The sequence below is a fragment of the Mesorhizobium sp. KR2-14 genome, assembly GCF_040049255.1.
GTDB lineage: Bacteria > Pseudomonadota > Alphaproteobacteria > Rhizobiales > Rhizobiaceae > Pseudaminobacter.
Genome location: NZ_JBDZDR010000009.1, coordinates 137,559 through 151,432, shown reverse-complemented (window position 1 = coordinate 151,432; position 13,874 = coordinate 137,559). Strand labels below are relative to the sequence as shown.

The 13,874-nt window shown below is 64.3% G+C and carries 12 protein-coding genes; 1 reads left to right on the top strand and 11 read right to left on the bottom strand.

The features are described 5' to 3' along the window. Nucleotides 1-14: 14 nt before the first annotated feature. Entirely contained in the window at nt 15-1,568 is a 1,554-nt protein-coding gene (locus ABLE86_RS20035; RefSeq protein WP_348780747.1) for a trimethylamine methyltransferase family protein, read from the bottom strand. Between the two features lie 203 nt (nt 1,569-1,771). Between ABLE86_RS20035 and ABLE86_RS20030 the strand changes: the two genes are divergently transcribed. Continuing rightward, complete coding sequence (locus ABLE86_RS20030) at nt 1,772-2,734, top strand: LysR substrate-binding domain-containing protein (protein ID WP_348780746.1); 963 nt, start codon at nt 1,772-1,774, stop codon at nt 2,732-2,734. A 247-nt stretch (nt 2,735-2,981) separates the two neighbouring features. Here ABLE86_RS20030 and ABLE86_RS20025 read toward each other — a convergent pair whose 3' ends face one another. From ABLE86_RS20025 to ccoN, 10 genes are all read right to left on the bottom strand, one after another. Continuing rightward, nucleotides 2,982-4,247, bottom strand: a complete 1,266-nt coding sequence (locus ABLE86_RS20025) for a saccharopine dehydrogenase family protein (protein WP_348780745.1) — start codon at nt 4,245-4,247, stop codon at nt 2,982-2,984. Between the two features lie 46 nt (nt 4,248-4,293). Further along, the gene (gene nspC, locus ABLE86_RS20020; protein WP_348780744.1) at nt 4,294-5,391 is read right to left on the bottom strand and encodes a carboxynorspermidine decarboxylase; all 1,098 of its coding nucleotides are present in this window, start codon (nt 5,389-5,391) and stop codon (nt 4,294-4,296) included. Nucleotides 5,392-5,853: 462 nt separating this feature from the next. Continuing rightward, nucleotides 5,854-6,006, bottom strand: a complete 153-nt coding sequence (gene ccoS / locus ABLE86_RS20015) for a cbb3-type cytochrome oxidase assembly protein CcoS (protein WP_348780743.1) — start codon at nt 6,004-6,006, stop codon at nt 5,854-5,856. Further along, nucleotides 6,003-8,273: a cation-translocating P-type ATPase gene (locus tag ABLE86_RS20010; protein ID WP_348780742.1), complete on the bottom strand. Its 2,271-nt coding sequence runs from the start codon at nt 8,271-8,273 to the stop codon at nt 6,003-6,005. Before ABLE86_RS20010 ends, ccoS begins: the two co-directional genes overlap by 4 nt. Continuing rightward, entirely contained in the window at nt 8,270-8,767 is a 498-nt protein-coding gene (locus ABLE86_RS20005; protein WP_348780774.1) for a FixH family protein, read from the bottom strand. The genes ABLE86_RS20010 and ABLE86_RS20005 overlap by 4 nt, the downstream gene beginning before the upstream one ends. After that, on the bottom strand, nt 8,767-10,320 hold the full coding sequence (gene ccoG, locus ABLE86_RS20000) for a cytochrome c oxidase accessory protein CcoG (RefSeq protein ID WP_348780773.1): 1,554 nt from the start codon (nt 10,318-10,320) through the stop codon (nt 8,767-8,769). Before ccoG ends, ABLE86_RS20005 begins: the two co-directional genes overlap by 1 nt. A 17-nt stretch (nt 10,321-10,337) precedes the next feature. After that, on the bottom strand, nt 10,338-11,201 hold the full coding sequence (gene ccoP, locus ABLE86_RS19995) for a cytochrome-c oxidase, cbb3-type subunit III (protein WP_348780741.1): 864 nt from the start codon (nt 11,199-11,201) through the stop codon (nt 10,338-10,340). 2 nt (nt 11,202-11,203) lie between these two features. Further along, the gene (locus ABLE86_RS19990; protein ID WP_348780740.1) at nt 11,204-11,356 is read right to left on the bottom strand and encodes a cbb3-type cytochrome c oxidase subunit 3; all 153 of its coding nucleotides are present in this window, start codon (nt 11,354-11,356) and stop codon (nt 11,204-11,206) included. 10 nt (nt 11,357-11,366) lie between these two features. Then, nucleotides 11,367-12,098: a cytochrome-c oxidase, cbb3-type subunit II gene (gene ccoO, locus ABLE86_RS19985; protein ID WP_348780739.1), complete on the bottom strand. Its 732-nt coding sequence runs from the start codon at nt 12,096-12,098 to the stop codon at nt 11,367-11,369. Nucleotides 12,099-12,107: 9 nt separating this feature from the next. Continuing rightward, nucleotides 12,108-13,721: a cytochrome-c oxidase, cbb3-type subunit I gene (gene ccoN, locus ABLE86_RS19980; protein WP_348780738.1), complete on the bottom strand. Its 1,614-nt coding sequence runs from the start codon at nt 13,719-13,721 to the stop codon at nt 12,108-12,110. Nucleotides 13,722-13,874: the final 153 nt, after the last annotated feature.

Sequence of the window (13,874 nt, the reverse complement as noted above, 5' to 3'; positions counted from 1 at the left end):
AGCCTTTTTTCACATCAATACCAGGCGTCGTCCATCGATGCCTTGCGGCGTGCGACAAAATCCTTCAAGGCCTCGTCGATGCCTTCGTCGAGCGGCGGCGCCTCGTACTCTGCCAGCGCCTTCTTCCAGCGCTTGTTGGCGCGGGTGGCGGCGTCCTCGGAGCCGGCGGCCTCCCATTTCTCGAAGGCCTCGTTGTCGGCGATCTCCGAATCCCAGAAGGCGGTTTCGTAGTTCCCCATGGTGTGGGCGCAGCCGAAGAAGTGGTTGCCCGGGCCGACCTCCTGGAAGGCGTCGAGCGCGAGCTGGTTGTCATCCACCTTCACGCCGTCGAGATAGCTGTGCAGCGCGCCGCAGAAGTCTGTGTCCATGACGAACTTCTCGTAGGACATGGACAACAGCCCGTCGAGGAAGCCGGCCGAATGCAGGATGAAATTGGCGCCGCAATGCACGGCAGCCAGCATCGACACAGTGCCCTCGTTCATGGCCTGGGCGTCGGGCAGCTTCGAGGTGGTGAAGTTGCCCGAGCACCTGAGCGGCAGGCCGAGCCTGCGCGCGAGCTGTCCGATGACCATAGAGCCGACCGCCGGCTCCGGCGTGCCGAAAGTGGGCGAGCCCGAGCGCAGCGACATGGAGGACAGGAAGTTGCCGAAGATCACCGGCGCGCCGGGCCGCTCGAGCTGGGTCAGCGCGCAGCCAGCCATGGTTTCGGCCAGCGACTGGGCAATCGCGCCGGCATTGGTGACCGGGCCCATGGCGCCGCCGAGGATGAAGGGCACCACGACAGCGGCCTGGTTGGCGCGGGCATAGGCGCGCAGCGCCGTGGTCATGGTGGCGTCCCACACCAGCGGCGAGTTGACGTTGACGTTGCCAAGGATGACGCAGTTCTCGTCGGTGAATTGCTCGCCGAAGACGAGGCGCGCCATGTCGATGGAGTCTTCGGCCCGGCTTTCGGCCGTCACCGAGCCCATGAAGCCGCGATCCGAATAGCGGATATGGGCATAGACCATGTCGAGATGGCGCTTGTTGACCGGCACGTCGACCGGCTCGCACACCGTGCCGCCGGAGTGATGCAGCCAGGGCGAGGACTGCGCCAGCTTCACGAAGTTCTCAAAATCCTCGATGGTGCCGTAGCGGCGGCCCTTGTCGAGATCCATGACGAAAGGCGAGCCGTAGGCCGGCGAGAACACGACGTTCTTGCCGCCGATGCGCACCGAATTGGCGGGGTTGCGCGCATGCTGGGTGAACTCGGCCGGCGCGGTCTTGAGGATCTCGCGCAGCATGCCGGGCTCGAACTTGACCAGCACGCCTTCGACCTTTGCGCCCGCGCGCTTCCAGTGGTCCAGCGCCACCGGGTCATCGCGGAACTCGATGCCGATCTCGGCAAGGATGCGATCTGCGGTCGCCTCGATGCGCAGCAGGTTCTCCTCCGACATCACGTCGTAGGTGGGAATGCCGCGCACGATGTAGGGCCGGTGCAGGCCGCTCGGCGAACGGCTCATGCGGGCGCGCCGGCGCGCTTCGCGTCCGCCCGATCTCTGTTCCTGGGTGGGCGTGGCAGGGGTGGTCATGGTCTCGAATTCCGTTTCTCAGCTGCTGCGCGAACACGATGCCCCGGCGTTGCGCGCCTGCGGCGTCATGTTTCGATTGCGATCTCCTCCCGCAAGAAGCGCCGCTGCGAAGCAGGGCCTGCGGATATCGACAGTGCATAAGCGGTCATTATGCGATAAAGCGTCAACGGCATTTTTTGGAACGCCTTGCATGAGGTTTTGTAATGTCAGGGTTTCGCAGGCAATTGCCTTCGATGACGGCTCTGGTGGTGTTCGAGGCGGCGGCCCGACAGGCAAGCTTTACCCGCGCGGCGGCCGAGCTTGGCATCACCCAGGCGGCGGTGAGCCGGCAGGTACAGGCGCTGGAAAGCAGCCTCGGCTTTCCACTGTTTCGCCGCATGCATCGCGCGATCGAGCTGACGGAGCCGGGCAGGGCACTGGCCGCCTCGATGTCGGAGGCGCTCGGCATCGTGGCGCAGACGGTGCGCACCATCACCAGCGGCAGGGATGCCGGCGAACTGACCATCTCGGCCACGGTGGCGTTCTCGCATTTCTGGCTGCTGCCGAAGGTTTCGAGCTTCCGGCGCACCGATCCCGATATCAAGCTCAAGATCGTGACCCAGGACCCCAGCGTCGACCTGCTGCGCGACGAGATCGACGTGGCGATCCGCTACGGCGACGGCAACTGGCCGGACGGCAAGGCGATCCTGCTGTTCGGCGACGACGTGTTTCCGGTGTGCAGCCCCGACTATCTTGCCCAGCGCAGCGCGCCCGATTGCGTCGCCGACCTTGCCCGCCACAATCTCATCGCCAGCGACGCGCATGAGCCGACCTGGGTCGACTGGGACCATTGGCTGGGCGCGTTCGGGCACGGCGGCGAGCGCAAGAACATCACGCTTAGCTGCAATTTCTACACCGACGCGCTCTACGCGGCGATGCGCGGCGAAGGCATTGCGCTGGGCTGGCATCGGCTGGTGGATGATCTGCTGCAGCGCGGCCAGCTGGTGCGCGTGTCGGTGGAAACGTTGCGGCCGCGCTCGGCCTACTATGTCGTGCTGAAGCACGGGGTCCCGAAGGCCTCGGTGGCGTCCTTCCTGAACTGGATACGGGCAGAGGCCGACGCGACACCGCCCAGGCCGCTTGAGAACAGCCTTTTCGCAAACGAAAACGCCCCCTCCGGTGGGTAGGGCTATCGCTATACGGATGCTTCGAGGCGGTTTGTACCCCCGCCCCTAGCCCCTCCCCACAAGGGGGAGGGGGACGATTTCGCCGCCGTGATCTCCAAAACGCTGAAGGTTGGTACCAGACGGCCAAGCCGCGAGATTCTCCTCCCCCTTGTGGGGAGGGGGTAGGGGTAGCTTCAAATGAAAACGCCCCCTCCCGAGGGAGGGGGCGCGAAGGGCTTCAATGCGGCAATGCCACGTTTCGTCAGCCTTATTCGGCGGCCATGCGGAATTCGGGGAACTCAAGCGCGCGGTCGCCATCGGCATCCTTGATGCGCGTCGGCAGGCCGATCTCGTTGAGCACGCCCAGGAACGGCCGGGGCGGCAGGTCCTCGACGTTGGCCATCTTCTTGACGTCCCAGTCGCCCTTCGCGACCAGGAGCGCGGCGGCCACGGCCGGCACGCCGGCCGTGTAGGAAATGCCCTGGCTGCCGACTTCCTGATAGGCTTCGGCATGGTCGGCGACGTTGTAGATGAAGACCTCGCGTTCCTTGCCGTCCTTCACGCCCTTCACGAAGTCGCCGATGCAGGTCTTGCCGCTGTAGGACGGCGCCAGCGAGGACGGATCGGGCAGGACTGCCTTGACCACCTTGAGCGGCACGACTTCCACGCCTTCGGCGGTCTTGACCGGCTTCTCGGACAGAAGGCCGAGGTTCTTCAGCACGGTGAAGACGTTGATGTAGTGGTCGCCGAAGCCCATCCAGAAGCGGACCGTCGGAATGCCGAGGATCTGCGACAGCGAGTGCACCTCGTCATGGCCGGTCATGTAGGCCTTCTGCTTGCCGACCACCGGCAGGTCCCACTCCTGGCCGACCTCGAACATCTTGTGCGAGACCCACTGGTTGTCCTGCCACGACCAGACCTGGCCGGTGAATTCGCGGAAGTTGATCTCCGGGTCGAAGTTCGTCGCGAAATACTTGCCATGGCTGCCGGCGTTGATGTCGACGATATCGACGGAATCGATCTTGTCGAAATACTCGTCGAAAGCCAGCTTGGCATAGGCATTCACCACGCCGGGGTCGAAGCCAGCGCCGAGAATGGCGGTGACGCCGGCCTTCTCGCATTCCTCGCGGCGCTTCCACTCATAGTTGGCATACCATGGCGGCGTTTCGCAGATCTTGGTCGGATCTTCGTGGATGGCCGTGTCGATATAGGCCGCGCCCGTGGCGATGCATGCAGACAGCACCGACATGTTGAGGAAGGCCGAGCCGACATTGATGACGATTCGACTTTTGGTCTTTTCGATCAGCGCCTTGGTCGCCTCGATGTCCATCGCGTCGAGCGCGTGTGCTTCCAACACGCCGTCAGCCTTTTTCAGGCTGTTCTTCTGCCGGATAGACTCGATGATGGCAGTGCATTTGCCGAGTGTGCGCGAAGCGACATGGATGTCGCCGAACACGTCGTTATGCTGTGCGCATTTGTGAGCGACGACCTGGGCCACGCCGCCCGCGCCGATGATCAGAACGTTCTTCTTCATTCGGGCGTTTGTCTCCTTCTGTCCCGTTGGCAAAACCCGGCAAGCCTCACGAGAGGCTTGCGACGTAATCCTCAAAACCGAACTCGCGCACCACGCGCACGGTGCCGTCCAGCTCGCGCACCGCGATGGACGGCATGCGCACGCCGTTGAACCAGTTCTTTTTGACCATTGTGTAGCCGGCGGCGTCCTGGATCGAGATCCGGTCGCCGACCTTGAGCTTTTCCTCGAAGCGGAACTCGCCGAAGATGTCGCCGGCCAGGCACGACTTGCCGCAGACCATGTAGCTGTGCGGCCCCGCATCGGGCGAGACCTTGGCGTCCTGGCGGTAGATCAGCAGATCGAGCATGTGAGCCTCGATCGAGCTGTCGACGATGGCGAGGTCCTTGCCGTTGTTCAGCATGTCAAGCACGGTCACTTCCAGCGTCGTGCTTTTGGTGATGGCGGCTTCGCCCGGCTCCAGATAGACCTGCACGCCGTAGCGCTCGGAAAATGCCTTCAGGCGCGCGCAGAACTTGTCGAGCGGGTAGTTCTCGCCGGTGAAGTGGATGCCGCCGCCAAGGCTCACCCATTCGACGCGGCCGAGCAGCGCGCCGAACTTCTCCTCGATCTGCGAGAGCATGCGGTCGAAGAGGCCAAAGTCCTCGTTCTCGCAGTTGTTGTGGATCATGAAGCCGCTGATGCGGTCCATCACGGCCTCGACCTTGGCCACGTCCCACTCGCCCAGACGGCTGAAGGGGCGCGCCGGATCGGCGAGATCGAAGCTGGACGAGCTGACCTGCGGGTTGAGGCGAAGGCCGCGCGCAAGGCCGCTCGCCTTGTCGGCGAAGCGCTCTAGCTGGCCGATGGAATTGAAGATGATCTTGTCGGCATTGGCCACGACCTCATCGATCTCGTGATCGGCATAGGCGACCGAATAGGCGTGGGTCTCGCCGCCGAACTTTTCGCGGCCGAGCCTGACCTCGTTGAGCGACGACGAAGTGGTGCCGTCCATATATTCGCGCATCAGGTCGAAGACCGACCAGGTGGCGAAGCACTTCAGCGCCAGAAGCAGCTTGGCGCCGGAATGCTCGCGCACATAGGCGATCTTCTCCATGTTGGGGAGCAGCCGGGACTTGTCGACAAGATAGTAGGGGGTCTGGATCATCAATTCAGTGCTGGCTCAAGAGGCTTTCGGTTCAATGCGTGCCGCATGCCGGTCCGGCGATACGGTGCGCGTTGCGGGAGATTTTTGGCCTTTTAGGAAGTGACGGTCGCAATCTCAAGCAATTTGGGCTCGAAAGGCGATAGAGCCGTGTTCCCGGCGGTCCTGCCGTTGGGACCCGCCGAAGCGCGGCCCCGCATCATCAGGCTTCCATTTGTGGTTATCGCCCTTCGGCGAAATGGGTGCGGCTGGGTTGTAGTTGAGCAACCTGGCTGCCCCGGACGCGAAGCCAGGCTTCGATCGCGCCCGGGCTAAATTCCCGCTTTTATGCGCTGAGGCTCTCGCTGAAAGATGAGGCGGAATTCGACCATGCGCGCATGGTAGCCATAGGTGGGGCGATGTCAAGCAAGCGCCCTGGGACATATTGCCGTTGCGCTGGCAGGCGGCACCCTCGGTGGGAGGGCGTCAGGCCGGCTTGTCGCCGTCGTCGATCAGGATGCGGGAGGCGGCGCCGTCAAGATCGTCGTACTGGCCGCTTTTCAGCGACCAGAGGAAGGCGGCCAGGCCAAGGCCGCCCAGGAGCAGGGCGATCGGGATCAGGTAGACAAGGATCGTCATTTGGCCGGTTCCATCGTGCCCATTGCGCGGTGCGTGCCGTTTTCCTTGGACGCCTTGGCGGTGGATTTTTCCGCGCCCTTGAGACGAAGCGCGTTGGACACCACCAGCACCGAGGAGAACGACATGGAAAGCGCCGCTACCAGAGGGGTAACATAGCCCAAAATGGCGATCGGCACAGCAATGACGTTGTAGATGCCGGCAATGGCGAGGTTCTGCCGGATCAGCCGGCCGGAATCCCTGGAGATGCGCAGCGCCAGCGGCACGGCGGCCAGGCTTTCGCGCAGGAAGACGAAATCGGCGGCGTTGCGGCCGACATCGGCTGCGGTGGCAGGCGCCATGGAGACGTGCGCGGCCACCAGTGCCGGCGCGTCGTTCAGTCCGTCGCCGACCATCAGCACCTTGCGCCCCTCGGCGGCGAGCTCGGCCACGCGGCCAGCCTTGTCACCCGGCAGCACGCCGGCGCGGAAGTCCTTGATGCCGAGCGCCTGGCTCAACATTGCCACGGCCGCCGGGCGGTCGCCGGAGAGTACCTCCATGCGCAGGCTCTTGCCCGAAAGCTGCCTGACGGCATCGGTCGCCCCGTCGCGCAGACGATCCTCGAAGACGAACTGCGCCAGCATCCTGCCGTTTTTGGTCAGCACGGTGCTAGCCTCCGCTTGCGCCTGCCCGTCGGTCAGCGCCCAATCCGCGCGGCCGAGGCGATAGAGGTCGCCGCGCGCGGTCGCCTCCATGCCGTAGCCGGGCAGTTCCTGGATGTCGCCAAGCGCGAAGCCGGGACCCTCGGCACCGGTCTGGGCCAGCGCCTTCGACAGCGGGTGGCGCGAATGCGCGCCCATGGCGGCGGCGATGCCGAGCGCCTTGGGATCGATGGCTTCGGTGTTGACCAGCCTCGGCGTGCCGACGGTCAGCGTGCCGGTCTTGTCGAAGACGATCGTGTCGATGGTGGCCAGGCGTTCCATCGCAGAGCCGTCCTTGACCATGATGCCGCTCTCGAACAGGCGGCGTGCGGCAACGACCTGCACGATCGGCACCGCCAGCGCCAGCGCACAGGGGCAGGTGATGATCAGCACCGAAATGGCGATGGTGATGGAGCGGTGCAGGTCGCCGGTCATCGCTGCCCAGCCGATAAAGGTGAGCAAGGCTGTGAGGTGGACGACCGGCGAATAGAGCGCGGAGGCGCGATCTGCGATGCGGCGATAGACGTTGCGACCGCCTTCGGCCGCTTCCATCATCCGCACCATTTCGGCAAGGAAGGAATCCTTCGCCGCCGCCAGCGCGCGGATGGTCAGCGGGCCGGTGAGGTTGAGCGTGCCGGCGCGGATTTCTGCGCCCGGCGCCACGTGCTGCGGCTCGCTTTCGCCAGACACCAGCGAGCAGTCGAGATCGGAGGCGCCTTCCTCGATGCGCGCATCCACCGGCACGCGCTCGCCAGCGGCGAGCAGGATGCGCATGTCGGGCTCGATTTCGTCGACCGGCAGATAGTCGCGCGAGCCGTCGGGGCGCAGTACCATGGCGCCGCGCGCGGCAAGCCGCGCCAGCCCCTTCACCGCCTCGCGGGCGCGTTCGCGCATGACATGGTCGAAGGTGCGGCCGATCAGCAGGAAGAACAGCAACGTGGCCGAAGCGTCGAAATAGGCGTGCTGGCCGTGATGCATGGTTTCATAGATGCTCATGCCATAGGCGAGCAGGATGCCGAGCGAGATCGGCACGTCCATGTTCATGCGGCCGCGCCTGAGGCCGTTCCACGCCGAGCGGAAGAAGATGCGGCCCGCAAAGACAAGTGCTGGAATGGCGATCAGCGCCGAAACCCAGTGAAACAGGTCGCGGGTCGAGCCTTCGGCGCCCGACCACACTGAAACCGAAAGCAGCATGATGTTGGCCGAGGCGAAGCCCGATATTCCCAACGCCCGGATCAGTTCGGCAAGCGTCTTGTCCTTCTGGCCGACCTCTGGGTCGAACAGGTGCGTTTCGTAGCCGAGGCCCTCGATGGTAGGCACGATCGGCGGCACCCGGCCTTCGTGCCAGCGCACGCTGACGCGGCGCGTCGACAGGTTCACGCGGGCGTTTTCCACGCCTTCGAGGCGGGAAAGGGCGCTCTCGATCTTCTGGATGCAGGCCCCGCAATGGATGCCGGGCACCGCAAGGTCGCTCTGGCGAAGTCCTTCGCCGACGGCCCGGCTGGCCAGCAGCATTTCCTCCGGCGAAGGGCCGGCGCGCTCGGCGCGCTCGAGGTCGGAGACGATTTCGGTGGGGGCGCAGCAGCTCATTTGGAAGCTCCCTCCTTCACGACGATGCGCCGGACATCGCGGTAGGGCAGGGCTTCCCCGATATCGGCCTCGACTTCCACGATCCAGATGCCGTCGCGGATCGTCCGTTCGGCGCCATAGGCGCCGTCGGGCAATGGCTTCAGCGTGATAGTCTCGTCTTCCGCTTCATAGGCGGGGCGGCGGAACTTGGCGGTCACGCCCTTGGGGTGCACCGCCGCGCCGCTTGCGTCGGCAAGGGCGAAGCGCACCAGGCCGAGCTGCAGTTCCAGCGTGGTCTTCCAGCCGCGTGCGGCCTGCGCGCGGCCTTCGGCAGCCTTGCGGTTGAACTCTTGGCTGGCGACATAGGTGTTCTGGACCACGAGCCCGGTCCAGCTCGTATTTGCGTAGACCGCCATGACGATGTTCACGGTGAAGATGGTGCCGAAGAAGAGCACCATCACGACCAGCATGTGCCAGCCGGTGAATTGCCTGGGGCGGAACGCGCGCGCAATCATCATCTCTTCTCCGGTGCCTTGAAGGTCGCGACATAGGCGTCATGCTCGCCGCTCGCCTGGTCCTCGACCATGAACTTGAAGGAAGTCGCGGTGCCCGGCACGCGATACCTCGGCAGTCGTACAAAGACCTTGAGAGTCTTCAGCCGGTCCGGTTCCAGCGCGACCTCGACCGACCGGTCTTCCGCGTGCTCCATGCCCACCACCGACATTGTGGCGCCGGGCAGGCCGTCGAGCGACAGCACGACGGTGCGCGGTTCGGGGATCATGTTGAGCAGCTTGACGGTGTAGCCGTTGCGGAACGAGCCGTCGGAAAGGGTGACGAACTGCGGGTTGCGATCGTGCAGAACGCTGAGCTCAAGCCGGTCGCGGCTGAGCAGCGCATAGAACAGCGCGAGGCCGACCAGCGACCATGCCGCAAAATAGATGATGGTACGCGGCCGCACCAGCTTGCCCAGGCGGAACTGCGCTACCTTTTCGGAAAGCGCGCCCGCAGGCGTGCGGACCTTGGCCGGGTCGATCGCATGGGCGCCGTTGCCGGTGGCGAGCGCCATGTTGGCCTGGTAGTCGTTCAGCGTGGCGTAGGAAATGAGCCCGCGTTCCTTGCCGATCTTGTCCATGACGCTGTCGCAGGCGTCGATGCAGAGCGCGCAGGTAATGCATTCGAGCTGCTGGCCGTCGCGAATGTCGATGCCCATCGGGCAGACGGCCACGCAGGCATTGCAGTCCACGCAATCGCCAATCGTCTCGCCGGCGGCGGCGGCCTTCTTGGCGTGGCGCGAGCGGGGCTCGCCGCGCCAGTCGTTGTAGGTGACCGTCAGCGAGTTCTCGTCGAGCATCGCAGCCTGGATGCGCGGCCACGGGCACATGTAGGTGCATACCTGCTCGCGCATCAGCCCGCCGAAGGTGTAGGTGGTGGCGGTGAGGATTGCGACGGTGATGTAGGCGATCGGTGCGGCCTGGAACGTGAACAGCTCCTTCAGCAGCGTGGGGGCGTCGGCGAAGTAGAAGATCCAGGCGCCGCCGGTGGCCACCGCAATCAGCAGCCAGATCAGGTGCTTTGTCACCCGCCTCCAGAGCTTGTCGAACGACCAGGGCGCGGAATCGAGCTTGATGCGGGCGTTGCGGTCGCCTTCGATGGCGCGCTCGATGACCAGGAACAGGTCGACCCAGACCGTCTGCGGACAGGTGTAGCCGCACCAGGCGCGGCCGACCGTCGAAGTGATGAGGAACAGGCCGATGCCGGCCATGACCAGGAGGCCGGCGACGAAGAAGAACTCCTGCGGCCAGATCTCGATGGGGAAGAAGTAGAAGCGGCGGTTGGCCATGTCGAGCAACACGGCCTGGTCGGGAGCGTATGGCCCCCGATCCCAGCGCAGCCACGGCGTCAGGTAGTAGATGCCCAGCGTGACCGCCATGATCAACCACTTGAAACGCCGAAAACTTCCCGAAGCACGCTTCGGGAAGATTTTCTTGCGCGGCGCATAGAGCGGCTGACGGCTCTTGGCCGAGTTGACCGGTGTCGCCTCAAGCCGTTCGATGTCGGCCCGCTCCATGGTGCGCTTGTCCAACGTTATTCTCCCCCGCCCAGCGAGTGAACATAAACGGTGAGTTCCTTCACCGTGCTGTCGCCCAGCCTGCCCAGCCAGGCCGGCATCACGCCATGCCTGGGTGCGCGAACCTGCCTGGCCACCTCGGCTTCGGTCGATCCGTAGAGCGAGATCGCGTCGGTGAGGTTCGGGGCGCCGAAGTCGCGGTTGCCCTTGGCGTCTTCGCCGTGGCAGCTGGCGCAATTGTCGGCAAACACCTCCTTGCCGGCGGCGGCCGCCGTTGCGTCGGCGGCGTTGCCCGTCAGGCTAGCGACATAGGAGGAAACCTGCCGGATCTGGTCCTTGTCGAGAATGTCGCCGAATGCCGGCATCTCGGAGGAATGGGTGTCCGGGTCGCCGGCGTAACGGATGCCGTGGGCGATCGTCTGGTAGATGTTGTCGGCACTTCCGCCCCACAGCCAGTCGTCGTCGTTGAGGTTGGGGAAGCCGGGCGAGCCTTCCGCGCCAGAGCCGTGGCACTGGATGCAGTTGACCTTGAAGGCGGCCGCACCCGCCGCGGTGGCGAAGTCACGCAGCTGGTCGTCGGCCATGATCTCGCTGACCGACTTGGCCGCAATGGCGTCGGCGAAGCTCTGCTTGCCAGCATCCGCCACGGCCATTTCTTTCTTGAGCTCGCCGCGGCTCGAATAGCCGAGTATGCCGGAGGTGGCGGACGTCAGCATTGGCCAGGCCGGATAGGCGATGGTGTAGCCGACCGCCCAGACAATGGTGGCGTAGAAGCACAACACCCACCAGCGCGGCATGGGGTTGTTGAGTTCGCGGATGCCGTCCCACTCATGACCGGTGGTTTCGACGCCGGAAACTTCGTCGATATGCTTTTTCGTCATAGTCATTCATCCTTGAGCGGGATTTGCGCGGCCGCCTCGGCATGCTTGCGGCTGCCGGGGCGGAAGGCGAACAGAACGACCCCGACGAAGAACAACACCATGGCCAACAGCCCCCAGCTGTCGGCGAAGTGGCGCATTGCTGTGTAGGTTTCCATCGCGACCTCCTCAGCGGTAACCGGCGGCGGCGTCGTAGGTCGAGAAGTCGACCAGCGTGCCGAGCATCTGCAGGTAGGCGACCAGCGCGTCCATCTCGGTGAGGACCGCGGGGTTGCCGTCGAAGTCGCCTACTTTCGCCTTCGGGTAGCGGGCCAGCAGGGCCGACGTGTCGGCGTTCGGATCGGCCTGGGCCTTCAGGTCGGCATCCGCGCTCTCGATCATCTCCTCGGTATAGGGAACGCCCACGGCCTTGTTGGCCTTGAGGTGATACTTGATGTCCTTCACCTCGAGCCGGCTGGTCGCGAGGAAGGCGTAGGAAGGCATGACCGATTCCGGCACCACCGAACGCGGTTCGATCAGGTGCTGGACGTGCCATTCGTTCGAGTAGCGGTCGCCGACGCGGGCGAGGTCCGGCCCGGTACGTTTGGAGCCCCACTGGAACGGGTGGTCGTACATGGACTCGGCCGCCAGGCTGTAGTGGCCGTAGCGTTCCACCTCGTCACGGAAGGGCCGGATCATCTGGCTATGGCAGGTGTAGCAACCCTCGCGGATGTAGATGTTGCGTCCCGCCAGCTCCAGCGGCGAGTAGGGGCGCATGCCCTCCACCTTCTCGATGGTGTTGTCGAGATAGAACAGCGGCGCGATCTCGACGATGCCGCCGATGGTGACGACCAGGAACGAACCGATCAGCAGCAGCGTCGCGTTCTTCTCGATGATGGAATGTTTGTCGAGCAATGACATTTAAAGCTCCTATTCGGCCGGCTGCAGCGCGGGTGTCGTGCCGGGGATCGGCTTTTCCTGGCGCTGATGGCCACGAATGGTCATGAAGACGTTCCAGGCCATGATCAGTCCGCCAGCCAGGTAGAGGACACCGCCCATCATGCGCAGCACGTAGTAGGGCAGCATGGCGGCCACGGATTCGGCGAAGGAGTAGACCAGGAATCCCTGCTCGTCGTATTCGCGCCACATCAGGCCCTGCTGGATGCCGGCGACCCACATGGCGGCCGCGTAGATGACGATGCCGAGGGTTGCGAGCCAGAAGTGCCAGCTAACCATGCGGATCGAGTAGAGCCGCTCGCGGTTCCACAATCTCGGCACAAGGAAATAGACCGCGCCAAAGGTGATCATGCCGTTCCAGCCGAGTGCGCCGGAGTGCACGTGGCCGATGGTCCAGTCGGTGTAGTGCGACAGCGAGTTGACCGTCTTGATCGACATCATCGGGCCTTCGAAGGTCGCCATGCCGTAGAAGGCCACGGCCATGACCATCATGCGGATGATGGGGTCGGTGCGGATCTTGTCCCAGGCGCCAGAGAGCGTCATCAGGCCGTTGATCATGCCGCCCCAGGAAGGCATCCACAGCATGATCGAGAAGACCATGCCCAGCGTCTGCGCCCAATCGGGCAGGGCGGTGTAGTGCAGGTGGTGCGGGCCGGCCCAGATATAGAGGAAGATCAGCGCCCAGAAGTGGATGATCGACAACCGGTAGGAATAGACCGGGCGCTCGGCCTGCTTGGGGATGAAGTAGTACATCATGCCCAGGAAGCCGGCGGTGAGGAAGAAACCGACCGCGTTATGGCCATACCACCACTGCGTCAACGCGTCCTGCACGCCGGCGAAGGCCGAATAGCTCTTGGAGCTGAGGAAGGAGACCGGAACCGCCAGGTTGTTGACGATGTGCAGCATGGCGATCGTCACGATGAAGGACAGGTAGAACCAGTTCGCGACGTAGATATGCGGTTCCTTGCGCTTCAGGATGGTGCCGAGGAACACGGCCAGATAGGCGACCCAGACGACCGTCAGCCAGAGGTCGACATACCATTCAGGCTCCGCATATTCGCGGCTCTGGGTGATGCCGAGCAGATAGCCCGTGGCGGCCATGATGATGAAGAGCTGGTAGCCCCAGAAGACGAACCAGGCGAGATTGCCGCCGAACAGCCGCGCGCGGGAAGTGCGCTGGACAACGTAGAACGACGTCGCGATCAGGGCGTTGCCGCCGAAGGCGAAGATCACCGCCGAGGTGTGCAGCGGGCGAACGCGCCCGAAATTGAACCAGGGCTCCAGGTTGAGGTCCGGAAAGGCGAGCTGTGCGGCGACGAGGACGCCGACCAGAAAGCCCACTGCGCCCCAGAACACGGTCGCGATGACGCCGTAGCGGATCGGGCCGTCCAGATACTCGGACGTATCGGCTGCGGTGGCGGCCGCGCCGAAGCGGGTATTGCGCATCAGCAATATCGCGCCGGACGTCAGCGCGAAGAACAGCACCCACATATGTGCGCGGAACAGGTCGTCCCCCGCAAAGGCGGCGCCCAGTAGTGCCAGAAAGGCAGCGACTGTGACGCCGATGATTTCGACACCAAATTTCATGAACGGTCCCCTATGAGGCAATTCGACAGCGAATCCCCCGGAAGGACGGTCGATCCGCGGCCGGACATTGGCCGCCCCGCGGTGCCCTCTCCTTGATCTGGATCAAAGAGCAGGGGCATGCAGACGTGCATCTTGGTCGCACCCTGGGGGCCG